This window comes from Streptomyces sp. NBC_00104, assembly GCF_045160825.1.
Lineage (GTDB): Bacteria > Actinomycetota > Actinomycetes > Streptomycetales > Streptomycetaceae > Streptomyces.
In genome coordinates, this window is sequence record NZ_CP108215.1 from 9,392,768 (window position 1) to 9,418,448 (window position 25,681).

At 71.8% G+C, this 25,681-nt stretch carries 17 protein-coding genes; 8 read left to right on the plus strand and 9 right to left on the minus strand.

From position 1 onward, the window contains the following. Positions 1 to 15: 15 nt before the first annotated feature. The gene (gene tkt, locus OG272_RS41065; RefSeq protein ID WP_405895734.1) at positions 16 to 2,085 is read right to left on the minus strand and encodes a transketolase; all 2,070 of its coding nucleotides are present in this window, start codon (positions 2,083 to 2,085) and stop codon (positions 16 to 18) included. A gap of 135 nt (positions 2,086 to 2,220) precedes the next feature. On the opposite strand from tkt, the gene OG272_RS41070 reads away from it, so the two are divergent. Further along, positions 2,221 to 3,108 carry an AraC family transcriptional regulator gene (locus OG272_RS41070; RefSeq protein ID WP_327726849.1) on the plus strand — a complete coding sequence of 296 codons (888 nt, stop codon included), beginning with the start codon at positions 2,221 to 2,223 and terminating at the stop codon, positions 3,106 to 3,108. A gap of 128 nt (positions 3,109 to 3,236) precedes the next feature. Here OG272_RS41070 and OG272_RS41075 read toward each other — a convergent pair whose 3' ends face one another. Both OG272_RS41075 and OG272_RS41080 read right to left on the minus strand, forming a co-directional pair. After that, entirely contained in the window at positions 3,237 to 4,625 is a 1,389-nt protein-coding gene (locus OG272_RS41075; RefSeq protein WP_327726848.1) for a glycoside hydrolase family 16 protein, read from the minus strand. A 248-nt stretch (positions 4,626 to 4,873) separates the two neighbouring features. After that, a complete protein-coding gene (locus OG272_RS41080; RefSeq protein WP_405895735.1) occupies positions 4,874 to 7,117 on the minus strand; it encodes a protein kinase domain-containing protein in 2,244 nt (747 codons plus the stop codon). A 546-nt stretch (positions 7,118 to 7,663) separates the two neighbouring features. On the opposite strand from OG272_RS41080, the gene OG272_RS41085 reads away from it, so the two are divergent. Both OG272_RS41085 and OG272_RS41090 read left to right on the plus strand, forming a co-directional pair. Then, positions 7,664 to 8,761, plus strand: coding sequence for a serine hydrolase domain-containing protein (locus tag OG272_RS41085; protein WP_405896121.1), 1,098 nt, complete (start codon positions 7,664 to 7,666; stop codon positions 8,759 to 8,761). A 282-nt stretch (positions 8,762 to 9,043) separates the two neighbouring features. Continuing rightward, the gene (locus OG272_RS41090) at positions 9,044 to 10,843 is read left to right on the plus strand and encodes a sulfatase-like hydrolase/transferase (protein WP_405895736.1); all 1,800 of its coding nucleotides are present in this window, start codon (positions 9,044 to 9,046) and stop codon (positions 10,841 to 10,843) included. Between the two features lie 172 nt (positions 10,844 to 11,015). On the opposite strand, the gene OG272_RS41095 is transcribed toward OG272_RS41090, so the two are convergent. Together OG272_RS41095 and OG272_RS41100 are read right to left on the minus strand one after the other, a co-directional pair. Beyond that, positions 11,016 to 11,837 (minus strand): IclR family transcriptional regulator, encoded by an 822-nt coding sequence (locus OG272_RS41095; RefSeq protein WP_327732071.1) that lies wholly within the window; start codon positions 11,835 to 11,837, stop codon positions 11,016 to 11,018. 10 nt (positions 11,838 to 11,847) lie between these two features. After that, positions 11,848 to 12,273: a MarR family transcriptional regulator gene (locus tag OG272_RS41100; protein WP_326585540.1), complete on the minus strand. Its 426-nt coding sequence runs from the start codon at positions 12,271 to 12,273 to the stop codon at positions 11,848 to 11,850. A gap of 241 nt (positions 12,274 to 12,514) precedes the next feature. On the opposite strand from OG272_RS41100, the gene OG272_RS41105 reads away from it, so the two are divergent. The 5 genes from OG272_RS41105 (at position 12,515) to OG272_RS41125 (ending at position 17,922) form a co-directional block, all read left to right on the plus strand. Beyond that, positions 12,515 to 13,432, plus strand: coding sequence for an SDR family oxidoreductase (locus tag OG272_RS41105; protein ID WP_326574646.1), 918 nt, complete (start codon positions 12,515 to 12,517; stop codon positions 13,430 to 13,432). 20 nt (positions 13,433 to 13,452) lie between these two features. Beyond that, the gene (locus tag OG272_RS41110) at positions 13,453 to 14,331 is read left to right on the plus strand and encodes an amidohydrolase family protein (protein WP_405896122.1); all 879 of its coding nucleotides are present in this window, start codon (positions 13,453 to 13,455) and stop codon (positions 14,329 to 14,331) included. 61 nt (positions 14,332 to 14,392) lie between these two features. Then, positions 14,393 to 15,898, plus strand: a complete 1,506-nt coding sequence (gene menE / locus OG272_RS41115; protein WP_328224402.1) for an o-succinylbenzoate--CoA ligase — start codon at positions 14,393 to 14,395, stop codon at positions 15,896 to 15,898. A gap of 14 nt (positions 15,899 to 15,912) precedes the next feature. Continuing rightward, on the plus strand, positions 15,913 to 16,368 hold the full coding sequence (locus OG272_RS41120; protein ID WP_326574644.1) for a MaoC family dehydratase: 456 nt from the start codon (positions 15,913 to 15,915) through the stop codon (positions 16,366 to 16,368). 543 nt (positions 16,369 to 16,911) lie between these two features. Then, a complete protein-coding gene (locus OG272_RS41125) occupies positions 16,912 to 17,922 on the plus strand; it encodes a helix-turn-helix domain-containing protein (RefSeq protein ID WP_405895737.1) in 1,011 nt (336 codons plus the stop codon). 228 nt (positions 17,923 to 18,150) lie between these two features. On the opposite strand, the gene OG272_RS41130 is transcribed toward OG272_RS41125, so the two are convergent. The 4 genes from OG272_RS41130 to OG272_RS41145 are packed head-to-tail and all read right to left on the minus strand — an operon-like array spanning position 18,151 to position 25,679. Further along, positions 18,151 to 19,848: a PHP domain-containing protein gene (locus tag OG272_RS41130; RefSeq protein WP_405895738.1), complete on the minus strand. Its 1,698-nt coding sequence runs from the start codon at positions 19,846 to 19,848 to the stop codon at positions 18,151 to 18,153. A 21-nt stretch (positions 19,849 to 19,869) separates the two neighbouring features. Continuing rightward, positions 19,870 to 21,705, minus strand: coding sequence for a LamG-like jellyroll fold domain-containing protein (locus OG272_RS41135; protein WP_405895739.1), 1,836 nt, complete (start codon positions 21,703 to 21,705; stop codon positions 19,870 to 19,872). A gap of 27 nt (positions 21,706 to 21,732) precedes the next feature. Beyond that, positions 21,733 to 24,690: a glycoside hydrolase family 2 TIM barrel-domain containing protein gene (locus OG272_RS41140; RefSeq protein ID WP_405895740.1), complete on the minus strand. Its 2,958-nt coding sequence runs from the start codon at positions 24,688 to 24,690 to the stop codon at positions 21,733 to 21,735. Further along, entirely contained in the window at positions 24,687 to 25,679 is a 993-nt protein-coding gene (locus tag OG272_RS41145) for an alkaline phosphatase family protein (RefSeq protein ID WP_328224405.1), read from the minus strand. Before OG272_RS41145 ends, OG272_RS41140 begins: the two co-directional genes overlap by 4 nt. Between the last annotated feature and the right edge of the window lie 2 nt (positions 25,680 to 25,681).

A 25,681-nucleotide genomic window follows, 5' to 3' on the forward strand; every position in this document is an offset into this window, starting at 1 on the left:
CTTCAGGCGCTCGCGTCAACCGCGGACGGCGTCGGGCCGAGTCGTCGCATCGAGCACGGCCTTCGCGGCGGCGACGACGTTCTCGGGGGTGAAGCCGTACTCGGCGAACAGGGTCTTCGCGTCGGCGGAGGCGCCGAAGTGTTCGAGGGAGACGATGCGGCCGTGGTCACCGACGTAGCGGTACCAGGTCAGACCGATCCCCGCCTCGACCGCCACGCGGGCCTTCACGGACGGTGGCAGCACGCTCTCGCGGTAGACGCGCGGCTGTTCCTCGAACCACTCCACCGACGGCATCGACACCACCCGCGCCCCGACCCCCTCGGCCTCCAGCCGCTCGCGCGCGGCGACGGCCAGCCGCACCTCGGAGCCGGTGGCGATCAGGATCACGTCAGGCGTCCCGGTCGAGGCCTCCCGCAGGACGTAACCGCCCTTGGCGGCCTCGGTGTTGACCGCGTACGTCGGCACGCCCTGGCGGGTCAGCGCCAGTCCGTGCGGGGCCGGATTCGTGGCATGCCGCTTCAGGATCTCGGCCCACGCGACGGCCGTCTCGTTGGCGTCGGCCGGGCGGACGATGTTCAGGCCCGGGATGGCCCGCAGGGAGGCCAGGTGTTCGACCGGCTGATGGGTGGGGCCGTCCTCGCCCAGACCGATGGAGTCGTGCGTCCAGACATAGGTCACCGGGAGCTGCATCAGCGCGGACAGGCGGACGGCGTTGCGCATGTAGTCGGAGAACACCAGGAACGTGCCGCCGAAGATACGGGTGTTGCCGTGCAGCGCGATGCCGTTCATCTCCGCGGCCATCGCGTGCTCACGGATACCGAAGTGGATCGTGCGGCCGTAGGGGTTCGCCTCCGGCAGCGGGTTGTCCGCCGGCAGGAACGAACTGTCCTTGTCGATGGTCGTGTTGTTCGAACCGGCGAGGTCGGCGGAGCCTCCCCACAGTTCGGGTATCACGGCGCCCAGCGCCTGGAGCACCTTGCCGGACGCGGCCCGGGTCGCCACCTGCGTGCCCTCCTCGAACACGGGCAGCGCCCGCTCCCAGCCCTCGGGCAGCCGGCCCGCGACGACCCGGTCGAACAGCCCGGCCCGCTCGGGGGAGGCGGCCCGCCACTCGGCGATCCGCTTGTCCCAGGCGGCGTGCGCCTCGGCACCCCGGTCGAGGGCCCGGCGGGTGTGGGCGAGCACGTCGTCGGCGACGTCGAAGGTCTTGTTCGCGTCGAAGCCGAGGACCCGCTTGGTGGCGGCGACCTCGTCCTCGCCCAGCGCCGAGCCGTGCGCGGCCTCGGTGTTCTGCGCGTTCGGCGCGGGCCAGGCGATGATCGTGCGCATCGCGATGATCGAGGGGCGTCCGGTCTCGTCCTGCGCGGCCCGCAACGCGTCGTACAGGGCGTGGACGTCGATGTTCCCGTTGAACGCGGGCTCGATCCGCTGTACGTGCCAGCCGTAGGCCTCGTACCGCTTCAGTACGTCCTCGGAGAACGCGGTGGCCGTGTCGCCCTCGATGGAGATGTGGTTGTCGTCGTACAGGAAGACGAGGTTGCCGAGCTTCTGATGGCCCGCCAGCGACGACGCCTCGGCGGAGATGCCCTCCTCCAGGTCGCCGTCGGAGACGATCGCCCAGACGGTGTGGTCGAACGGGGACGCCCCCACGGGTGCGTCCGGGTCGAACAGGCCGCGTTCGTAGCGGGCGGCCATCGCCATGCCCACGGCGTTGGCGACACCCTGGCCCAGCGGGCCGGTGGTGGTCTCGACACCGGCGGTGTGCCCGTACTCGGGGTGGCCCGGCGTCTTCGAACCGTGCGTCCGGAACGCCTTCAGGTCGTCGAGCTCCAGCTCGTACCCGGCGAGGAAGAGCTGGGTGTAGAGGGTCAGTGAGGTGTGGCCGGGGGAGAGGACGAAGCGGTCACGGCCGGTCCACTCGGGGTCGGCGGGATCATGACGCATCACCTTCTGAAAGAGCGTGTACGCGGCGGGTGCGAGACTCATCGCCGTTCCCGGGTGCCCGTTGCCGACCTTCTGCACGGCGTCGGCGGCCAGCAGGCGGGCGGTGTCGACGGCGCGCCGGTCGAGTTCTGTCCAGTTCATCTTCAAGAAGTCCTCGATGGATACGGCGGAACTGCTCGGACGTCTTCAAAAGTAAAAGTCTGACTTATATTGGGGAAGGTCGCGGTGTGCCAGCCTTCGGTGAAACTGGGACACCGACGACGCGGCGGCGAGGACATGACGGACAGAGACTTCCCGGACGGCGACCGGATCAAGACCTTCCCGTTCCCCGTCGACCGCAGTCTCTCCGGCGTCGGCATGCAGGTCGGCCCGATGGACGACCGCGGACCCTGGAGTGCGGACATACCCCTGGAAGGGGTCCACCGCATCGACTTCCACGTGGTGCTGCTGTTCGACGGCGGCCCGGTGCGCCACATGATCGACTTCACCGGGTACGAGGTGGGTGCGGGCGACGTGTTGTGGATCCGCCCGGGGCAGGTGCATCGCTTCTCACGCGCGACCGAGTACCGCGGGACCGTCCTCACCATGCAACCGGGCTTCCTGCCCCGCGCCACCGTCGAGGCGACCGGCCTCTACCGCTACGACCTGCCGCCGCTGCTCCGCCCCGACGATGCCCAACTGGCGGGCCTGCGCGCCTCGTTGGCCCAGCTCGAACGCGAGTACGTCGATACCGGCACGCTGCCGCTCAGCCTCCACACCGCCGTGCTGCGCCACTCCCTGACGGCCTTCCTGCTGCGCCTCGCCCATCTCGCCGCCAGCTCGGCGGAGGCGCCGCGCCGGCCCGACGACACCACCTTCACCCGCTTCCGGGACGCCGTCGAGCGGGGTTTCGCCGACAACCACAGCGTCAGCGCGTACGCCGACGCCCTCGGCTGCTCCCGTCGCACCCTCGTCCGCGCGGTCCGCGCCGCGACCGGCGAGACCCCCAAGGGCTTCATCGACAAGCGGGTCGTCCTGGAGGCGAAGCGGCTGCTGGCCCACACGGAACTGCCGATCGGCCGCGTCGGCGTGGCCGTCGGCTTCCCCGACGCGGCGAACTTCTCCAAGTTCTTCCAGCTGCACGCCGGGACGACGCCGGTGGCGTTCCGGGCGGAGATGCGGTGACCCTCCGGGAGGGGAACGCGGACGACCGGCCGAAGTGACCGTCGGCGGTGACGGTGACGACCGGCGTGGCATGCCCAAGGGGCCCCGCGCGTCCGCGCGAAGCCCCTCGCAAGGCGCCGACCCGACCCTCAGCGGCCGAAGTTGAACCAGTTCACGTTCACGAAGTCCTGCGACTGACCGCTGGTGAAGGTCAGGTAGACATCATGGGTGCCGGTGATCCCGCCGATGTTCGCGGGCACCGTTCGCCAGGACTGCCAGCCACCGGTGTTGGCGATCGAGAAACTGCCGACCGGTGTGCTCGTACGGCTGTCGAGTCTGACCTCGACCAGGCCGCTCACCCCGGCGTTGGCGCCGGAGGCCACCCGGGCGACGAACTGGGTGGCGGCCGTGGACCCGAAGGTGACGTTCTGGAACAGTGCCCAGTCGCCGTTGGCCAGGGAGCCGATGTTCTGCCCGCCGCCGGTGTCGGTGGTGGTCTCGGTGAGGGTGCCGCTCTGGCTGTTGTACGACTCGGCCTGGATGGCGCTGTACGCGTCACGGGTGCCCGTCGGCGGCGGTGTGGTGGTTCCGCCGCCGGCCGACAGCACCTGCACGTAGTCGACGACCATGGGGACACCGGACCGGGTGTCGCCGTCCAGCCCGCCGCCGAACGCGTCCGGGAAGGCGCCGCCCATCGCCACGTTCAGGATGATGAAGAAGCCGTGGTTGGTGGCGTTGGACCAGGTGGTCGCGTCGACCTGGTTCGCGTTGACCGAATGGAACTGGGTGCCGTCGACCGAGAAGCGGATCGTCTCGGGGGTCACCGAGCGGTCCCACTCCATGGTGTACGTGTGGAAGCCGGACTGGCAGGTCGTGCCCGGGCAGGCCGTGGAGTTGCCGATGCCGGTCGTCTCGTTGCACGGGCCGCCGGGGTTGGTGCCGCAGTGGATCGTGGCCCAGACCTGGTTGCGGCCCTGGACGTTCTCCATGATGTCCAGCTCGCCGACGCTCGGCCAGTTCTGGTAGTTGCCCCGGTAGGGGGCGCCCAGCATCCAGAACGCCGGCCAGTAGCCCTCGGCGGCCGTGCCGGTGACGTTCGGCATCTGGAGCCGGGACTCGACCCGTAGCTTCCCGCCCGCCGGGGGCTGGAAGTCGGTGCGGTTGGTCTCGATCCGGCCCGAGGTCCATCTGCCCGCCGAGTCGCGGATCGGGGTGATGCGCAGGTTGCCGTTGCCGTCGAGGGAGACGTTGTTGGTGCTGTTCGTCATCGTCTCGACCTCGCCGGTGCCCCAGTTCGCGGGGCCGCCGGGGTAGGAAGTGCCGGTCGCGTACTGCCAGTTGGAGGTGTTGACGCCGGTGCCGGCGGTGCCGTTGAAGTCGTCGACGAAGACCTGGGTCCAGCCGGCGGGCGGTGTGGGGGCGGCTCCCTGTGCGGTCGTCGCCCAGGCCGTGGCCAGCGCCAACGCGCCGGCCACGGCGAGGAATACGCGCCGGAGCGGGCGGCGGCGTCCGAGGGGTATGCCGGGGGTTTCACTCATAGCGGCCTCTTCGGGTGTACGGAGTGAAATGCGCGGGTGGGGGGAGCGCTCCGTGGAGTCCCGTCCTGAGAGCGCTCTCAGAGAAGAGCGTGCGGTCAATGTGCGCTCCGGCGCTGCGGTCGTCAAGAGTTAAAGCGGAGAAAGTCCGTGAGGGAGGGGCGAGTTCACCTTGTGAAGGTCGGCTGTTCTCGGGCGGTAACCGGCCAAGGGGGCGGGATGACGGCCGACCGGCCTCCCGGCGGCGGCGCTCAGTCCCCGGCGGCGGACGCGGACGGCCGGGACTCCGGCTCGTCCGGGCTCACCGAGAGCGCCGTGTCCCCCGCCACCGCCACGATCGCGTCGTCCACGAGCAGCACCCGGGGCGGGGCCTCCGCCGCGATGTCCCCCGGGTCGTCGAGCGCGTCCGTCCGCCACAGCTCGGCGCCCGTGCCGCCGTCCAGGGCCAGCAGCCGGCCGAACCGGTTGGCGAAGTAGATCTCGCCACGGGCCTTCGACACCGCCGGAGCGGACAGGTTCTCCATGTCGGTGGCCCGTTCCCACAGTTCCTTGCCGCTGGTCGCCGACACGGCGGTGACCGACCCGCTGGTCCGCACGAAGTACACGACCCCGTCCACCAGCGTCGCCGAGCCGCGCAGAGCCCGCTTCAACGGGATCCGGGTGACCTTCCCGGTGTCCGGGTCCACCCGCAGGAACGCGTTGTACGGCCGCTCGTACCCGGCCTGGTACACCTCCTCGGTGGTCTCCGCCGCGAGGAACAGCGGCCGTCCGTCGACGGCGCCCAGGGCGAGTGACTTCTTGGGCAGCGCGGCGAGTTCCTGCCGTGTGCCGCCGTCCGGATCGAGCCGTACGAGCGTGAACGGGCTGGTGTCGAGGAACTCGCGGCCCTTCCAGCACAGTTCGTACGGGTCGTCGCCGAGCACCGAGGGAACGCAGCTCACGTCGTCGGGCACGGGCGTCCGCCACAGTTCGTCGCCCGCCGTGTTGTAGGCGACCAGTCGCCGGTGGTCGGGCGCGAGAGCGAGGATGCCGCCGTCGTAGAGGTAGGGCGGGTCGCTGGCGCTGATGGGCCGGGCCCAGCGCTGCTTCCCGGTCGCGGTGTCCAGGGCCACCAGGCGCCGGGTGGTGGTGTCGGGTTCCGCGTAGACGTAGACCAGGCCGTCCCGCACGCCGATGGGGTGCGAGGTCTGGGGCAGGGTGCCGTACCGCCAGCCCATCTTCCCGGTGGCGGCGTCCACCCGCGTGACGACGAAGCCCGTACCGCCGCAGTACAGGTCCGTTCCGTCCGTCAGACACCCCGGTTCCTGGTAGCCGGTGGCGACGTATTCGGCGGGGAAGCCGTCGTCGTTGCGCAGCGGCGTGCGCCACGGCTGCCAGCCCTGGGGGAGGGACACGGAACGGTAGTCGGCGCCGGCGCCGCCGCCGGACGACGTGGAGCTGTCCTCGGCGGCCGCGTACACGAGCAGCGCGGCGCTCAGCGCGGTGACGGTGAGAGCGGCGCCGAGGCCGACGAGGATCAACTGCCGTTTGGCGCGGCGCTTCGCACGGCGTCCGTCCGCCGGTCGGTCGTTCACGGGTCGGTCGTTCGCCGTCCTGGCGTCCGCCCGTCCGGCGTCGGTCCGCCCGTCGTTCGTCGGCCGGTCGAGCGGCATGGGCGCGGGTCCGGCGACAGTCGAGCGCGCCTCGGACGAGGTCGGCAAATCCAGGAACTGACGGTGCAGTTCGGCGAGATCCGGGCGGGCGTCCGGGTCCTTGTCGAGGCAGCGCTCGGCGATGCTCCGCACCGGCTCGGGCACCGCGTCCAGCTTCGGTGCCTCGAACATGACCTGGTAGCCCGCCAGATAGGGGCTCTCCGCCTTGAACGGGCTGTGCCCGCTGGCCGCGTACACCAGCAGCGACCCCAGGGAGAAGACGTCCGACGCGGCGGTGACGTCCCTCGGCGAGCGCAGCTGCTCCGGCGACATGAACGGCGGCGTGCCGATCACCCGGCCGGTCACGGTGAGCGGCAGGTTGTCGACGGCGCGCGAGATGCCGAAGTCGATGACACGCGGGCCGTCCTCGGCCATGAGGACGTTCGCCGGCTTCAGGTCCCGGTGTACGACACCCGCCCGGTGGATGTCCCGCAGCGCCTCGACGAGCCCGAGCGCGAGGCCCCGGATGTCGGCCCCGCTCAGCGGACCCTTCTCGCGCACCAGATCGGAGAGGGTCGGCCCCGGCACGTACGACGTCGCCATCCACGGCCGGTCGGCCTCCGGGTCGGCGTCCACGACGGGGGTGGTGAACGCCCCGCTCACCCGGCGCGCCGCCGCGACCTCCTGGCGGAACCGGGAGCGGAACTCCTCGTCGTCGCGGTACTGGGAGTGCACCAGCTTGATCGCGACCAGTCGCCCCGACGCGGACCGGGCGAGATAGACGACCCCCATGCCGCCCGCGCCGAGCCGGTTCTCCAGGACGTACCCGCCTATGACGGTGGGATCGTCGTCCCTCAGCGGCATTTCCCACCACGCTCTTGTCCGTACGGCAGCTGCGGCGGATCAGCCTATGGGATGGGGGAGGGGCTGCCGGACCAGGGGCGCCGGAGAGCGGGGCCAGGCCGTGGCACCGATCGGTGCCACGGTGTCGGAGAGCGCTCCCGGCGGAGCGTCCTGCCCGAACCGGTCGGCCGCGAGCGCCTGGTGCGGGCGAACACCGCCCTCGTGAGCCTGAGGGCCGGCGCCGACATCGCGGGCCGTGGCGCCGACGGCTTCCTGGTCCGGTTCTTCGACGCTCCCCTGGCGGTGCTCGGCGGGTCCGTCGCCTACCTGGCTTCCGCCGTCGGCCCCACCGGCATCGTCCGACGACGCGCTCCCGCAGCGGAACGGGCGACGGAGAGGGCGGCGGAACGGGCGACGGAGAGGGCGACGGAAGGGGCGGAGCCAGCGGCCGGCCGACGACGGCTGCGCGTTTCGGCTGCCGACGTCGAGATCCGCGACGACGTCCGTCGTCGGTGCCTCCCGTTTTATTCGATGGCTCCGCCCGGTGCGACCCGTTACCTTCCCCTCATGGCGTTGACTCACGGCACGTGCACGGACCGGTTCGCCGCGGTACGCGAGGCGTTGGCGGCCTCGCTGGACGACAAGGACGTGGGCGCCTCGGTCGCCGTGTACGTGGACGGCGAGCCGGTGGTCGACCTCTGGGGCGGGTACACCGACGCGGACCGCACCACCCCGTGGGAGCGGGACACGCTCACCCCTGTGTGGTCCACCACCAAGACGATGACGGCCCTGTGCGTGCTGATGCTCGCCGACCGGGGCGAACTGGACCTGCACGCGCCGGTGGCGACGTACTGGCCCGAGTTCGCGGCGGCGGGCAAGGAGAACGTACGCGTCAGCCATGTGCTCGCGCACACGGCCGGCCTGCCCCGCTTCGTCGCGCCCACGACGCTGGAGGACCTGTACGACTGGCCGACCGTCACCTCCCGGCTCGCCGCGCAGGCGCCGGCCTGGGAGCCCGGTACCGAGGCCGGCTACCACGCGGTCACCCAGGGGTATCTGCTCGGGGAGATCGTCCGCCGGGTCACCGGCCGCAGCCTGGGCACCTTCCTCGCCGAGGAGGTCACGGGCCCGCTGGGCGCCGACTTCCACATCGGACTCGCCGCCGAGCACGACCACCGGGTGGCGCCGATCATCCCGCCGCCCTCCTCCCCGCCCCGGGGCGGCCCACGGCCCAACCCCGAGATACGGGGCGGCACCGCCAACACGACCGCCTGGCGGCGCGCCGAGATCCCGGCCGCAAACGGTCACGGCAACGCCCGCTCGGTCGCCGCCGTGCAGTCGGTGCTGGCTTGCGGCGGAGCGGCCCGTGGTGTGCGGCTGCTGTCGGAGAAGGGGTGCGAGCGGGTCCTGGAGGAGCAGTTCGACGGCACGGACAACGTCCTGCGCGTCCCGATGCGCTACGGCATGGGCTACGGCCTCAACGGCGGCCAACTGCCCAACCCCCGCACCTGTTTCTGGGGCGGCTGGGGCGGCTCGATGGTCCTGGTCGACCTCGACGCCCGGATGACCGTGGCGTACGTGCCGAACCAGATGATCGACGAAGGAGTCGGCGACGACCGGGCCTTCACGATCCTCGCGGGCGCCTACGAGGGCCTGTCGGCCTGAACCCGACGGCGTAGCCGTATCGGCGGCATCAGCTCACCGGCCCAGGGGCTTCCCCTGGGCCGGTGAACTGCGCGGCACCGGCCTCTGGCAAGATCATCTGCTCTCGGGGGAACCAGAACCCCGCATTCCCCCTCTTCCAGGGTCGGGGGGCGCCGAGTTGATCACCGCGGTCACCGCCGACCTGCCGCAACAAGGTGTTCATGCCCTGTGCATGGTCCTGCTCCGAGAGTCCCGTCCACCATCGGATCACGACCACCCGCCGATCATCACCCAGGAGTCCGCATGTCCAGCCGCCGTCGTTTTCTCGCCGGTACCGCCGCCGTCGGCGCGACCGGGGCGGCGGCCGGATGCGTCGCGCACGAGGGACGCGAGGCCGGTGTCCGCGAAGCCGCCGCTCCCGAGGTGAGCCGGCCGTCCGCGCCGGTCGTGCCCGCCGCCCGGACCCCGTCACGGCGGCCGAACTTCGTCGTCGTCCTCGCCGACGACCTCGGCTACGGCGAACTCGGCTCCTACGGCCAGAAGCTGATCGACACCCCGCGCCTGGACGCCCTGGCCGCCGAGGGGCTGCGCTTCACCGACGCCTATGCCGCCGCCCCGGTCTGCGCCCCCTCCCGCTGCTCCCTCCTCACCGGGCTGCACAGCGGCCACGCCACCGTCCGCGAGAACCCCTGGGGCCCGGGCGGCCAGGGCGCGCTCACCGAGCGGGACTTCACGTTCGCGGAGGCCCTGCGCGCCCTCGGCTACCGCACCGCGCTCATCGGCAAATGGGGCTTCGGCCCCGAGCGTCCGAACCAGCCGAGCCACCCCAACTCCCGGGGTTTCGACCAGTTCTACGGCTATCTCACGCACAAGCACGCGCACGAGTACTACCCGACGTACCTGTGGGACAACGGCGAGAAGCGGGACATCCCCGAGAACCGGGACGGCGCCCGCGAGATCTACGCCCCCGACCTCATCGAGGACCGGGCGCTCGGCTTCGTCGACGCCCACAAGGACCAGCCGTTCCTGCTGTTCCTCGCCCCGACCGTGCCGCACGCCCCGAGCCGTGCCCCGAGGCTCGGCGCGTACGCCGACGAGCCCTGGACCCGGCCGAACAGGGCGCACGCCGCCCAGGTCACCGGCCTGGACACCCTCGTCGGCACCATCGTGGACCGGCTGAAAACGCACGGCATCGACCGGCGCACCGTCGTCCTCGTCACCAGCGACAACGGCCCGCACGAGGAGGGCGGCACCGACCCCGACCTCTTCGACGGCAACGGCCCGCTGCGCGGCTACAAGCGCAACCTGTACGAGGGCGGCATCCGCGTCCCCCTCATCGCCTGGTCCCCGCAGCGCGTCCCGGCCGGCACCACCGACCGGCCGACCCCGCTGACCGACCTGCTGCCGACCCTCGCCGAACTCGCGGGCGCGCCCGCCCCGTCGGACATCGACGGGCTCTCCGCGGCACCGCTGCTGCGCGCCGGCGGCGCCGAGGCCGCGCGCCACGGCCATCTGTACTTCTACCGCAACCACAGCGGCGTCACCGGCCGCGCCGACCGGGTCGACGGAGGCCGGGCCCGGCGGCTGGCCGAGGCGGTGCGGCGCGGCGACCTCAAAGCGGTGAGGTTCGCACCCGGCCAGGACCGTGAGGTGCCCGACGACCGGTGGGAGGTCGAGCTGTACGACCTCGCCCGGGACCCCGGTGAGCGGAACGACCTCGCGGCGGCGCGGCCCGCCCAGGCCGACGCGCTGGTGGGGCTGATGCGGTCCTCCTGGGTCGACGACTACCGGCGCAAGCCCTACGGCGTCACCCTCCAAGTGGCTTACGAAAGCGGGAAGTTCCTCGTCACCGCGCACTTCGCCAACGGCTCCGCCCGACCCTGGACCGCCGCCCGTCTCGCCCTCACCGCGCCGAACAGCTGGCAGGTGCGCGACCTCGGCACGGTCACCACGGACCGCATCCGGCCCGGTGGCCGGTTCGCCGCCCGCTGGGAGGTCACCCCGGCCGCGGACACCGACCAGGGGTGGCTCACGGCCCGGGGCACCGCCACGCACGCGGGGGCCGCGGTGACGTACACGGCGCAGGCACCGGCCAGGAAGTAGGCGTCGGAGGACCGGCCGCCGGTGAGGAAGTAGGCGTATCGGAGGACGGCCGCCGGTGAGGAGGCAGGCGTCGGAGGACTGGCCGCGGTCAGGAAGCGGACGTCGGACGTCGGCCGCCGGCCGGGACGCGACGCCGACGCCGGTCAGGAAGGGGCAGTGCCCCGGCCCGGAATCAGGGCCCCCGGCGGGGTTCGTCCGGCCGCCAGCCCAGCGCGCGCGAGATCCCCCGTGCCGCCACCCGTACAGCGGGTGTCAACACCGGTACCTGCGCGCCTGCTTGGGGTACCACGACCGACACGGCGGCCACCACGGCCCCGCCCGGACCGCGCACCGGGGCGGCCACCGAGAGCGCGTCCTCGGTGACCTGACGACTGCTCACCGCCACGCCCGTGCGCCGGACTTCGGCGAGGGTGCGGCGCAACCGGGACGCGTCGGTGATGGTGTACGGCGTGAAGGAGGTCAACGGCCCCTGGCAGTAGGTCTCCTGGGACGACGGGTCGCCGTGCGCGAGGAGCGCCAGGCCCACGCCCGTGGCGTGCAGCGGCCAGCGGGCACCGACCCGGATGTGGACGCCGACGGCCGAGCGTCCGGAGAGCCACTCGATGTAGACGACCTCGTCGCCGTCGCGGACCGCGAGCTGCACGTTCTCGTGCGTCGCCTCGTACAGGTCCTCCAGGTACGGCAGCGCGATCTGGCGCAGCGCGAGACCGCGCGGGGCCAGCGCCGCGAGCTCCCAGAGCCTGAGCCCGACGTGGTAGATCCCGTCCGTGTCCCGCTCCAGGGCGCCCCACTCGGTGAGCGCGCCCACCAGGCGGTGGGCCGTGGTGAGGGTCAGCCCGGCCCGGCGGCTGATGTCGGTCAGGGAGAGCGCCGGGTGGTCGTGGTCGAAGGCGGCCAGCACGGCGAGCAGCCGGTCCGGGGCGGACCGGGCGGTGCCCGGCGGCGCGGCCGGCCGGGGTGCCGTCCCCGGCGACGGCAGTGCGTCGGTGGTCATGGGCATGGCGTCACCCCAGTCCGGCTTCGGCGACCTTCTGCAGCAGCACGTGGAGCGTGTCCCGCTCGGTGGCGTCCAGGGGCTCCAGCAGTTCGTTCGTGACGCGCTGCCCGGCCTCGTCGGTGTCGCGGAGGAAGGACCGGCCGTCCTCGGTCAGGACGATGATCCGGCTGCGGCGGTCGTCGGGGGAGGGTCGCCGCTCGGCGAAGCCCAGCTTCTCCAGGTCGTCCACCAGACCGACGATCGCGCTCGGGTCGTAGCCGAGCGACGCGCTCAGCTCCCGCTGGAGCACGCCCGGGGAGGTGGCCAGGAAGCGCAGCAGCGCGTAGTGCCGCAGCCGCAGGCCCGACTCCTGGAGGGAGGAGTTGAACAGCTGCCCGGACCGCAGGCCCAGGCGGTACAGCAGATAGCCCGTGTCCGCGTGCAGTCCGCGCATCCACGGCTCGTGCGCGTCGATCGAGGCGGCGTCCTGTGTCTGCTGGCGGGCGATGGCGGGCTCCCTGGTCGAGGCCCCCGGCGTGGAGGCGGTGCGTACGTACCGCCTCAGCATGACGCAACGCCCGGGGAACAACAACTATTGACGTCAACAACTATTGCTCTTAGCTTCGATCTCGTAGCCGCAGTCGGCAGACGCTCGGCAGCGTCGGCCGTCGCACCCCATCCGAAGGGACCCCCTCGTGCCCAGCATCGATCTCACCGGCAAGGTAGCCGTCGTCACGGGCAGTGGCCGTGGCCTCGGCCTGGCCTACGCACAGGCCCTCGCCGCCGCCGGCGCCTCCGTCGTCGTCAACGACATCGACGAGGCCGTGGCCGAAGCCGCCGTGAAGTCCATCACCGAGGCGGGCGGCAGGGCCGTGGCCGAGGTGGTCCCGGTCGGTACGACCGAGGCGGCCGACCGGCTGGTGGGCCGCGCGGTGGAGGAGTTCGGACGGCTCGACATCCTGGTCACCAACGCGGGCATCCTGCGCGACAAGGTGCTGTGGAAGATGTCCGACGACGACTTCGACGCGGTGATCACCACCCACCTCAAGGGCACCTTCACCTGCGCCCGCGCCGCCGCGATCCGTATGCGCGAGCAGGGCGAGGGCGGCTCCCTGATCCTCGTCGGCTCCCCGGCCGGCCAGCGCGGCAACTTCGGCCAGACCAACTACGCCGCCGCCAAGGCCGGCATCGCGGCCTTCGCCCGCACCTGGGCGATGGAGCTGGGCCGCGCGAACATCACCGTCAACGCGATCGTCCCGGTCGCCGCCACCGCGATGACCGAGACCATCCCGGTCTTCGCCCCGTACGTGGAGGCCCTGCGCGAGGGCAAGCCGTTCCCCGACTTCCTGCGCAAGGGCGAGGGCTTCGGTACCCCCGAGGACTGCGCGGCCCTCGTCCCGTTCCTCGCCTCCGAGGCGGCGCGCGGTGTCACCGGCCAGGCCATCGGCATCGGCGGCGACAAGGTGGCACTCTGGTCGCACCCGCAGGAGATCAAGACGGCGTACGCGAACGGCGGCTGGACCCCCGAGGCCCTCGCCGACGTCTGGCCGACCTCGCTGGGTGCCGAGCCGCAGACCGTGGGCGTCCCCGCCCCGAAGATCCCGGAGGCGTGATGAGCCCCGCAACTCCCGCCATGAACGTGGACGAGCTGGTCGCGATCGACGTCCACACCCACGCGGAGGTGTCGTCGAAGGAGGGCACCTCCTCGCTGGACGACGAGCTGCACGACGCCTCCTCCGCCTACTTCAAGGTCGAGGGCAAGCGGAAGCCGACCCTGGAGGAGACGGCCGCGTACTACCGCGAGCGGAAGATGGCCGCCGTGATCTTCACGGTGGACGCGGAGTCCGCGACCGGCACCGAGCCCGTCCCGAACGAGGAGGTCGCGGAGGCGGCCGCCGCCAACGCGGACGTGCTGATCCCCTTCGCCTCCATCGACCCCTTCCGCGGCAAGGCGGGCGTCAAGCAGGCCCGCCGCCTGGTCGAGGAGTACGGGGTGAAGGGCTTCAAGTTCCACCCCAGCGTCCAGGGCTTCTTCCCCAACGACCGCGCGGTGGCGTACGCCCTGTACGAGGTCATCGAGGAGACGGGCACGATCGCCCTCTTCCACACCGGCCAGACGGGCATCGGCGCGGGCGTCCCCGGCGGCGGTGGCATCCGGCTGAAGTACTCCAATCCGCTGCACGTGGACGACGTGGCCGCCGACTTCCCGCACCTCAAGATCATCCTGGCGCACCCGTCCTTCCCCTGGCAGGACGAGGCGCTGGCGGTCGCCACGCACAAGCCGGGCGTGCACATCGACCTGTCCGGCTGGTCGCCGAAGTACTTCCCGCCGCAGCTCGTGCAGTACGCGAACACCCTGCTCAAGGACAAGGTGCTCTTCGGCTCCGACTACCCCGTCCTCACCCCCGACCGCTGGCTCGCCGACTTCGAGAAGCTGCCGATCAAGGACGAGGTCAAGCCGAAGATCCTGAAGGAGAACGCCGCCCGGCTGCTCGGACTGACGAAGCCATGACGACGCCATGAGGAAACCGTGAGGGACCACCCCATGTGCAATGACGGACAGGGGCACAGACATGCGCAATGAGGGACTGGGGTCGTGGCCCGCCCGCCGGGCCCGCAAGACCCCGCAGCGCACCGCGCTGATCCACGGCGACACGAGCATCACCTACGGGGAGCTGTACGAGCGCACCACGCGCCTCGCCCACGCCCTGCGCGCCTCCGGCGTACGACGCGGCGACCGCATCGCCTACCTGGGGCCCAACCACCCCTCGTACCTGGAGACGCTGTTCGCCGCCGGCACCCTGGGCGCGGTCTTCGTCCCGCTCAACACCCGCCTCGCCGGGCCGGAGATCGCCTACCAGTTGGCGGACTCCGGGGCCAAGGCGCTGGTGTACGGCCCCGGTTTCACCGGGCTCGTCGCGGGACTGCCGGGCGACACCGACGTCCGTACCTACGTCGAGACCGGCACGGAGTACGAGGCGCTGCTCGCCGGGGCCGAGGCCGAGCCGATCGACCAGCCCGTCACCGCCGACGACACCTGCATCATCATGTACACCTCGGGGACGACGGGCCGCCCCAAGGGCGCGATGCTCACGCACGGCAACATCATCTGGAACGCCGTCAACGTGCTCGTCGACCAGGACGTCATCACCGACGAACGCGCCCTGGTCTCCGCCCCGTTGTTCCACACGGCCGGGCTGAACATGCTCACCCTGCCGGTACTGCTCAAGGGCGGCACCTGTGTCCTGGTCGAGGCCTTCGTCCCGGAGGCCACCTTCGACCTGATCGAACGCCACCGGATCACGTTCATGTTCGGCGTGCCGACCATGTTCGACCACCTGGCCCGGCACCCGCGCTGGGCCGACGCCGACCTGTCGTCGCTGCGGATGCTGTCCTGCGGCGGCTCACCGGTGCCGACCCCGCTCATCGCCAGGTTCCAGGAGCGCGGGCTCACGTTCCTCCAGGGCTACGGGATGACGGAGGCGGCCCCCGGCACGCTCTTCCTCGACGCGGAGCACGCCGTGAGCAAGGCCGGTTCGGCGGGCGTGCCGCACTTCTTCAGCGATGTACGGGTCGTACGGCCGGACATGACCCCGGTCGACGTCGACGAGCCCGGCGAGGTCGTGGTCCGCGGACCCCATGTCATGCCCGGCTACTGGGGACTGCCCGAGGAGACGGCCGCGGTCTTCGCCGACGGCTGGTTCCGCAGCGGGGACGCCGCCCGGATCGACGAGGACGGCTATGTCTTCATCGTCGACCGCATCAAGGACATGATCATCTCCGGGGGCGAGAACATCTACCCCGCCGAGATCGAGGACCAGCTCCTCGCCCACCCCGACATCGTGGAGTGCGCGGTCATCGGCGTACCGGACGACAAGTGGGGCGAGGTGCCGCGTGCCGTGGTCGTGCCCCGGGAGGGCTGTGCCCTGGACGCCGACGAGGTCCTGGCCTCGCTGGCCGGGCGGCTCGCCAAGTACAAGATCCCGAAGTCGGTGGTGATCGCGGACGAGCTTCCCCGCACCGCCTCCGGAAAGCTCCTCAAGGCCCGGGTGCGCAAGCGCTACGGCACCAACTCTTAGCTAAGGAACGTCATATGGGCATCACCGTGAACGGCATCGACGAACTCAAGAAGCTCGCCGGCAGCGACCTCGGCACCAGTGAGTGGATCGAGGTCACCCAGGAGCGCATCAACACGTTCGCCGACGCGACCGGGGACCACCAGTGGATCCACGTCGACCCGGAGAAGGCCGCGGAGGGCCCCTTCGGCGCGCCGATCGCCCACGGCTATCTGACCCTGTCGCTGTTCATCCCGCTGTTCACCGAGCTGCTGGACGTCGAGGGCGTCTCGACGAAGGTCAACTACGGCCTGAACAAGGTGCGTTTCCCCTCCCCGGTGAAGGTCGGCTCGAAGATTCGCCTGGTGGGCAGGCTGGCCTCGGTGGAGGACGTACCGGGCGGCGTGCAGATCACCGTCGACGGCACGATCGAGATCGAGGGCGCCCCCAAGCCGGCGGCCGTGCTGCAGAGCCTGTCCCGGTTCTACGCCTGAGAGCGTCCGGCAGCACCGGAGCGCCGTCGAGCCTGAAACAGCCGTAGGGCGGAGCACCCCGAGGGGTGCTCCGCCCTACGCGTGTCCAGAAACAGACGTCGCCGGAGGCACAGTCGACCGCGGTGGGAGCTGCGCAACCGTCCCACGGCCGAATCCAGGGCATGAAACGAGCCACTGGTATGTCTCCGTACAAGGGGGGTGGTTCGTGCTGCCGGGGCCCGAGGCCGGTAATCGGTGGCAGGCCGGTGCAACGGTTCCGTGCCTGGTGGGACGCTGGGACGGCCGTGCCGCGACCGGCGTGCGACATCCCCCGGCCGCTGGTACGGCGCTGGGGCGCCATGGAAACGGAGGCCGGCGATCCGTGGCGGAAGTGGCTGGAGTTGGCTGGGTTCCTGCGGCCGGTTTCTGGCACAGTGTGCTCGGGCGCGGGGATCGGGGGATCCAGGGGGCGCCCTCTCATCTCCGTACACACAGCGCTGCCGTCTGACCCACGTGCCGCGCCGCCGTTCAGCACGGCAGCAAGTGAAAAAAAGGGGGACGCCCGTGTCTGCGTGCACGGAGTCCGAGCGGTTCGCCGCCTGTTTGCGCTCGCTCAAGGAGCGATCGGGACTCAGTTACGCGGCGCTCGCCGCGAAGGCCGGAACAAGTGGGTCCAGCGTGCACCGCTACTGCCTGGGCAGTTCGGTACCGCAGGACTACGGCACCGTCCACCGCCTCGCGGTGGCCTGCGGCGCCAGCCCGGAGGAGCTACGGACGCTGCACCGCTTCTGGGCCGTGGCGGACGCCGCCCGGGATCCGGGGCCGACGGATCCGGGGCCGACAGGGCCGGGGCCCATGGATCAGGAGCGCACCGGGCCCGAGCGCACCGGGCCCGAGCGCACCGGGCCCGAGCGCACGGAGCCGACGACGTCGCCGGAACCGGAACTCGCCCTGCTGGAACCGGTCATCGGGCCGCCGGAGCCCTCGCACGGTTCCGGGGCCGTGGGCCGGAGGCGTCGACGGATCCGCGCCGGCATCGCCGTCGGCCTGGCGGTGCTGTTCCTCGGCGGGATGGCGTGGAACCTGCCGTCGCTCGGCCCGGCCGAGGGAAGCGAAGGCGGCCCCGGCCAAGTCGCCGGGGAACGCCCGAAGGAGGACGGCCGGCCGCTCTTCACGTCCGGGTGCCGGGAGGTGGTGGCCATGGGCCAGCACGACACCTGCGTGCGCGAGGTGCAACGACTGCTGCACGCCAAGGGCGCGGTGATCGACGTGGACGGTGACTTCGGGCCGCAGACCCTGCGCCGGGTGACCGCCTTCCAGGTGTTGGCGGGGATAGATCCGCCCAACGGTGTGGTCGGCGACTCCACCAAGCGGGCGCTCTACCGGTCCGGGGCGCGCATGGACACCTGGACGCAGGACGAGGTGCGGCGGCGCATCCGCGCGTGTTCACCGAGGCACCGGACCGCGCGGTCGCGATCGCCGACTGCCAGTCCTTCCTCGACCCCCCGCACATCCTGCCGAACACCAACGGAACCCGGAACTGGGGCCTGTTCCAGATATCCGACGCCCGTCTGAAGGAGCTGGGCGGCACGCCTGGCAAGGCGCTCGATCCGGAGTGGAACATCCACGCGGCCAAGCGGTTGTGGAGCCGGGACCGGGGCTTCGGTGACTGGCCCCACTGCGATCGGGCGTTCCGCGGCAGCCCCAGCCCCAGCCCCTCGCCGTAGCGGCTGAGGGGCGTGGGGGACTGCCGGCCGGCCGTGGCTGGTCGCGCGGTTCCCCACGCCCCTGCGAACGTCATGCTCAACCGACGTCCACGAACACGGGGTTCGAGTAGAACCAGGTGTCCTTCCAGGGATCGCCGTCGCCCGGCTCGTGCGGGATCGGACCGTGCGGATCGACGGACGCGCCCAGGTGACCCGTGCCGTTCCTGTTGCCGTCGCTGCCCCGCAGCCGGAGGTAGAAGGACTCGTCCCCGGCCGTGATCGGGACGCGGAGGGTGTACGTGCCCTCGCGGCCGCTGACGTCCCTGGTGTGCACGACCTTCGTGTCGGGGGCCTGCCAGGCGTCCCGGTCGGTCACCGGACCGCGCACCGCACCCCGGATGACGTCGACGTGGGCCAACTCCGGCAGGATTCCCTGGGGGTTGGCACGGGAGGCGGTCGTCACCGTCACGTTCAGGGTGAGCTTCTCGCCCTTGCGGACACGCAGCCGGCCGCCCAGGGTGACGCCGCGTCCGTCGTCGCGGTCCCGCTTGACGCGGACGTCGAGGCCGTCGAGCAGATGGCCGTGGTCGAGCCAGACGCGGCCCGCCCGCAGGCCCGCCATCACCGACCGGTAGCCGTAGCGGGTGACGCCCACGTGGGTGCGGCTGAACTGCCCGGGCCAGAAGTCGCTGCCGGGCTGCGGGGTGTCGGTGTTCACCGGGTCGGGCAGCCTGCCGGTGTTGTCGAAGTTCTGCCCGGCCGGCCAGTCGCCGTTCTTCCAGGTGTCGAAGACGATCCGGTGGGCGTCCGAGTTGGTGGTGATCGAGAACAGCTTGCCCTCGGCGAGCATGGCGTCCCAGAGGCCGCCCACGGTCGCCGTCGACCAGTCGAAACCGCCGTACGTGAGGAATGCCTCCGCCGGGTAACCGGGCCAGGACTGGGCGGACGGCTTGTTCTCGTACTCCCCGCGCACCGAGGTCGCGCCCCGCCAGCCGGGGATCGCCGCGCCCTGGGCGCCGGGCGCGCCCTCCATGCCGATCATGATCTCGGGGGCAGCGTCCCGCCAGCCGCGCAGCTCGTGCGGGGAGTCGATGCCGAGGCGCAGGGGGTGGTTGGCGAGGACCAGCACGTCGTCGACGTAGCCCGAACGCCGTTGCTGGGCAAGCCACTTGATCGCCTTGACGGCGTGCGCCTCGTTACGGGCGGTGTCCGCGCCGCCCACGGAACCGTCCGTGTAGCCCAGCAGCTTGCCGTCGTAGGCGCGCTCGAAGCGGGTGAGGAGGTCGACCTCGTGCCGGCCCGGGGTCGTGAAGACGGTGCAGTGCTCGGCGGCCGGGATGTACCACTCCAGACCCTGGAAGATCAGCTGCCGCGGGTTCTCGGCCCGGGCCCTGAGGACCTCCTGGTGTTCCAGTGCGGCCCCGAAGTCGGCGTGCCCGAAGTTGGAGTGCTCGGTGAACACCATCCAGTCGAGCCCGTACTCGGCGCCCGCCGCGGCCAGTTGGGAGAACGTGTACTTGGCGTCGTGGCTGTAGACGGTGTGGATGTGGTGGTCGCCGACGAGGTAGGCGAGCCGCGGGTCGTCGCCCCCGTAGGGGCGGGAAGCGGCGGAGGCCGGTGCCGCCAGGGAGCCGCCGGCGCCCATCGCGAAGGCGGCGCCGAACAGGCCCGCACCGCGCAGGAGTCCGCGGCGCGACACGCCCTGCGGGTCGAGGTCGGCGGGGGAGACGGACGGATCGGCCCAGGTGGGCAGTTGTCGCTCGTAGGTGTCGGATATGTCAGATGGATTGGACATGGTGTGTGGTTCCTTCGCGTCTCAGTGGTTCATGAACGACTTGACGGGAAGCGCCCGTTCGACGATGCGGACGTCACCGAGCCGCCCGTACAGGATCTGGTCGATCTCCCCGCCGTACTCGTAGCCGCCGAGGATCCAGGGCAGGCCCACGGAGGTCAGCCCGACGGCGTTCGCCTTCGGGTTGCGCACGACCGGGCAGCCCTGGACGTAGAGCGTGGTGTGCTTGCCGTCGTTGACGACCGCGAGGTGCCACCACGTCTCCAGCGGGGTCTCCTGGCCCCAGTTGGTCGCGATGCCCTGCTGGTTGAGCGGGCGCACCGCCCACTGCGGCTCCCGGTCGTTCGACAGCGACAGCGTGGCCAGCGGCTCGTCCGGGTCGTCGGCGGTCTTGCCCGCCGCGCCGCCCGTGCCGGTACGGCCGAGGACGCCCGCCCAGGCGTGGTTCGACGGGTTCCAGTCGGCGGGCAGCCGGTAGAACGCCTCGATGGTGTAACCGCCCTTGAACGTCGCCGAGTTGATCGGGGCCCCGTCGACCGTGCGCAGATACGCGCCCTTCAGCGGGGGCTTGCCGCCGTGGAACTCCAGGCTGCCGTGGCCGGGCTGGTCCGGGTGGTGGTCGGCCGACCAGGTGAGCGTGGCGCCCCCGACCGTGACCAGGCTGAGGTCGTTGCCGCGCCCCGAGCGGTCACGGATCGTGCCGCTGACCGCCGACCCGTCCTCCTGCCCGTCGAACCGCCAGTACGCGACCGTGCCGGGCACCAGCATCTTCGCGACCGGCCGCGACGCGCGCGCGGGCACCGGCGCGAAGCCGGCGAACCGCTTCTCGAAGTCGATCCCGACCGTGAACCGGTCGGCGTCGCCGGAGAGTTCGCTCTCCTGCCGCTCCAGCTCGTTGAGGCCCTCGGCGGCCCTGCCCAGGATCCACGGGGAGATCGTCTCCACGTCGACGGTGTTCCGGTCGAGGTCGAAACGGTAGAGACGGATCATCGCGGCGCCGCCGAAGTACCGGTTCTGGTAGTTCGTGAGGTGCAGATGGACATCGTTGTCAGCGGCGTTCTTCCGGGTCGTGCGCGCCGCCGGCCAGTAGTGCCCGTTGAGGGTGAGGAAGATCTGGTCGTGGTCCTTGATCAGCTGGTCCCACAGCGTCTGCCCGTACGAGGAAAGGGAGTCGTCCCCGTCGACCAGTTCGTGTGTGGTGAGGACGACCGGCGTCCTCGGGTGCCGGGCCAGGACGTCCTTCGCCCAGGCGAAACCCTTCGCGGACAGCCGCCAGTCCAGGGCGAGCACCATCCACTGCCGGCCGCCCGCCTCGAAGAGGTGGAAGGAGTTGTAGCCGTCCGGGGAGGCGCCCCCGAAGGTCGGCCTGCCCTCGAAGCGGGCGGGCCCGAAGACGTCCAGGTACGGGGTCGAGCCCCGCTGGTCGTCGGTGGACGAGCGCACGTCGTGGTTGCCCGCGAGGACGCTGTAGCCGACGCCCCTGCGGTCCAGCAGCCGGAAGGCCTCGCCGATCGCCGCGGTCTCCTGGGCGGTGCCGTTCTGGGTGAGGTCCCCGAGGTGGGACAGGAACACGATGTTCTCGTCCTCACCGTGTTCCAGAAGGTAACGCAGGGACGCCTCGACGGGCTTCCCGTCGATGCTCGGTCCGTCGAAGAGGTACTGGGTGTCGGGCATGACGGCGAGCGTGAAGCGGCGGCTCGCGGGGTCGGGCTCGCGGCGCCGCACCGCCGCCGCCTGCGCCGCGGCGGTGGACAGCGTGACCGTCGCCGCCGCGCCCAGCAGGGCGGTGGCACGGAGGAAGTTACGTCTGCCCGAGTGGGTCTGGGCAGACTCCTGCCCCGGTTCGTGCGAGGTGCACACAGTGACTCCGTAGAAAGGGTTCGTGGGTCAGAGCGCCCGCAGCGTCCACGACCAGCGGTGGACGCCCGGCGGGACGAGATACGCGGGCGAGGTGTCGGGCCCGCACGACGCGGTGCCCAGTCCGCGGTGCGCCGCGTCGATGTGGACCACGCAGCCCGGCCGGGGTGTCAGTTCGTCGTGGTGCGCGGCGGCCGTCAGGTCCTCCGCGCGATGGCGGGTGACCGAGACCTGGCGGGGCCCGTCCAGCCGTACCGACAGGACGTGGCCGTCACCGGAGAGCGTGAAGTGCCGTACGCCGTGCCGGCCCCCGCTCTCCTGCGGCCGCAGATAAGGGGTGAACAGCTCCTCCACGGGGGCCGAGTGGTGTCCGACGGGCGCCCCGGCCGCACGGTCCGGGTAGCTCTCCCAGGGGCCCTGCCCGTACCAGGCGAGGCGGTCGAAGTCGTCGACGGTCTCGAACACCGTGCCGACGCGGGCCACGTCCGTCAGCTCCTCGGGCAGCACGGCCGTCTCCTCGACGAGCACCCGGCCGTCCACCAGCGCTGTGAACGCCTGTTCGTGCTCGACGGCGCCGGCACCCGTCGTCCAGCGGGACCGGACCCGCACGGTGGCACCCTTGCGCTCCACGGAGACCGGCTCGCGCTGCGCGCGGTCCAGGCCCAGGTCGCGCCAGCGCTCGGCCATACCGCCGAGGACGTCGTTGTCGGTCGGGGCCCGCCACAGGCTCAGGGCCGGCGGGGAGGTGAGCAGCGGGTGCAGCAGCAGCCCGTTCTCGTCGGTCTCCGGCGGCGGGATGTGCCCGAGGTCCTCCTCGGCGCCCACCACCGGCTCCCGCTCGTCCGCCTCGTACCACTGGACCTGCGGCAGGCAGACCTCGGTGCCGCGGGGTGCCCAGGGCTCGTCGGCGGCCGTCGTCACGCGCAGGGTCAGCCAGATCTCACCGGCCCCGCCCGGTACCTCGGGCCGGTCGATCACGGCCGAACCGCCGGGCGGTACGGCGGGCAGCCGGGCCGGCAGCGTCCAGGTGCCGCCGTCGGCCGCCGCGAACTCCCACTCGGCGGCCAGCCACGACAGATCGCGGAAGTGCTGCCGGTTGTGCACCCGCAGCACCCGCCAGGTGCCCTCGCCCTCCACGGACAGCCGCACCGGGGCGGCGATCTCCCGGTGCTCGAACATCACCGGCTTGGGCGTGCGGTCGGGGAAGACGACCCCGTCGGCGATGAAGGCGCCGTCGTGGACGGTCTCGCCGAAGTCGCCGCCGTAGGCCCAGCGCAGACCGGGGCCCGCGACTCCGTTCTCGTACAGCCCGGCGCCCCCACGCCCGGCCGGTCGTCCGTCGTTCACACGCTGGAGGATGCCGTGGTCCCAGAACTCCCAGATGAACCCGCCCTGAAGACCTGGGGTGGCCTCGATGGCGGCCCATGTGTCGGCCAGGGTGCCGTTGCTGTTGCCCATGGCGTGCGAGTACTCGCACTGGATGAGCGGCCTGGTCTGCTCGCCCGACAGCGCGTGCGCCACACAGTCCTCGATGGGCGCGTACATCGGGCAGGCGATGTCGGAGGCGTCGTCCGTGGCCGCCCAGTCCAGCTTCGCGGCCCCCTCGTACTGAACCGGCCGCGTCGGATCGTGCCGCCGCAGCCAGCCCGCCGCCGCGTCGTGGCCCGCGCCGTAGTCGGACTCGTTGCCCAGCGACCAGACGATCACCGACGGATGGTTCTTGTCCCGCAGCGCCATCCGGGAGACCCGGTCCACGAAGGCGCCCAGATAGCGCGGGTCGTCGGCGATCTCGTGGGCGTGGTCGTGCGACTCGATGTCCGCCTCGTCGACGACGTAGAAGCCGAGTTCGTCCGTGAGGTCGTACAGGGCCGGGTCGCCCGGATAGTGGGAGGTGCGGATCGCGTTGAAGCCGAACCGCTTGAGCGTCAGCAGGTCGGCGCGCATGTCCTCGTACGACACCGTCCGTCCCGTCAGCGGATGGAAGTCGTGCCGGTTCACGCCCCGGATGTAGACCCGCTCGCCGTTGACCAGCAGGTCCCGGCCGCGGATCTCGACGTCGCGGAAGCCGACCCGGTGGTACGAGGTGTCGGCGACCGTGCCGTCGGACCGGTGCAGGCGGACGGTCAGGTCGTACAGCTCGGGGGTCTCGGCGTTCCAGGTCCGTACGTCGGGGACGACCGTCTCCATGCGGGCCTCGCCGAGGAAGTCGGAGACCCGGTCGTCCTCGGCGTTGGACCGGTCGAACTCGCGGTCCTGGGTGAGGAGTTCACCGTCCAGCTCCCCGCTGACGTACCACCCGGCGGGCAGCGTCCCCGTCCCCGTCCCCGCCGCCGAGCGCACCCGGCAGTCCACCCGCAGCTCCCCGTCGCGGCGCGCCCGCACGCTCACGTCCGCGAGATACAGCGGATCGGTGGCGTACAGCAGTACCGAGCGGGTGATCCCGCCGAGCCACCACTGGTCCTGGTCCTCGATGTGCGAGGCGTCGGACCACTTCACCACCGTGAGCCGCACGGTGGCCTTCTCCCCGGGACGCACCAGGCCGGAGAGGTCGAACTCGGCGGCCAGATGGGAGTCCTTGGAGACACCGGCCGGCCGCCCGTCCACATGGACGAGCAGCACGCTCTCGGCGGCGCCGACCTGCAGGACGATCCGGCGGCCGGCCCACTCGGCGGGTAGGTCGACCTCCCGCTCGTACACCCCGGTCGGGTTCTCCGCCGGAGAGTCCGGCGGGAACTGGGGCCACGGCATACGGACGTTGGTGTACCGAGGTGGGTCCTCCGCCACCTGGAGGGCCCAGGAACCGGGGAGCTGGGCCCAGGACCAGCCGGGGCCGGGTTCCCGGTCGGGCGAGGGCAGCAGCTGGAACCGCCAGCGGCCGTCGAGCGACAGCGCCCGGTCGCGCCGGTCGACGGCGTTCATGGGCAGCCGCCCCCAGGAGGTCACCTCGGGTGCTTCCCAGGGGCGCAGGGCGAAGAGTGCGTCGGTCATGACCGTTCCGAAGTGGGTGGTGACAGGGGGGACATGGTCGGCCGGGGCAGGATGCGGCCCCGCAGGCCCCAGGCGGGGTCCACGGGGATGCCGAGACGGTCCAGGACGGTGGGGGCGATGTCGACGAGGCGGGGCGTGTCCAGCAGAGTGCCGCCGGGCATGCCGGGTTCGGCGAGGACGACGAAGACCTCTCGCTCGGCGCGCGTGTCGCCTCCGTGGCCGCCGGTGTCGAGATGTCCGTGGTCGGTGGTGACCAGGACCGTCCAGTGCTCGTCCGCGCGGACGGGGTCGAAGCGCCGGGCGTCGACGGCGGCGAGCAGCCGCCCGAGGTGGGCGTCCTGGGCGAGGAGGGCCCGGTCGTAGGCGGGGCTCAGGGGACCCGTGGCGTGGCCGGCCTCGTCGGTGGCGCCGAAGTACACGAACACGACGTCCGGGTCGTCCTCGGTGAGCCAGCGCACGGCGGTGCGGGCGACGAGGCTGTCCGCGCTCTCGTAGCCGTCCCTCTCGCCGTCGTACCGGACGCGCCGGCCGATGGCGGGGCCCAGGGTGCCGCGCAGGACCAGTTCCGGCCAGGACACCGCGGCCATCGTGCGCAGACCGGGCCGCGCCGTGACGGCGCGGGTGAGGAAGTCGGGGTGGCGGGCGTAGTCGGCGCCGGTGAAGTCGTTGCCGGTCACCCCGTGACGGTCGGGCCACACCCCGGTCAGCACGCTCGACCAGCCGGGCCCGGAGTCGGTGTAGGCCATGCTGGTGGACGGCCCGTCCTCGGCCTGACCGTCCACCTCGCCGTAGGGCAGCAGACCGCTGCCGTGGGCGCCCGCGGCCATCAGGCCGTGCAGTACGGGTGCCGTGGACGGCGGGCGAAGCGGGACGGGGCTCCCTCCGGCCGGCGGCCGGGGGAGGGGCAGCCGGTCGAAGCGCACCCCGTCCATCCCCACCACGAGCACCTTGCCGCGCCCCGGCCGTCCTGAGCCGCCGACATCCACCATCG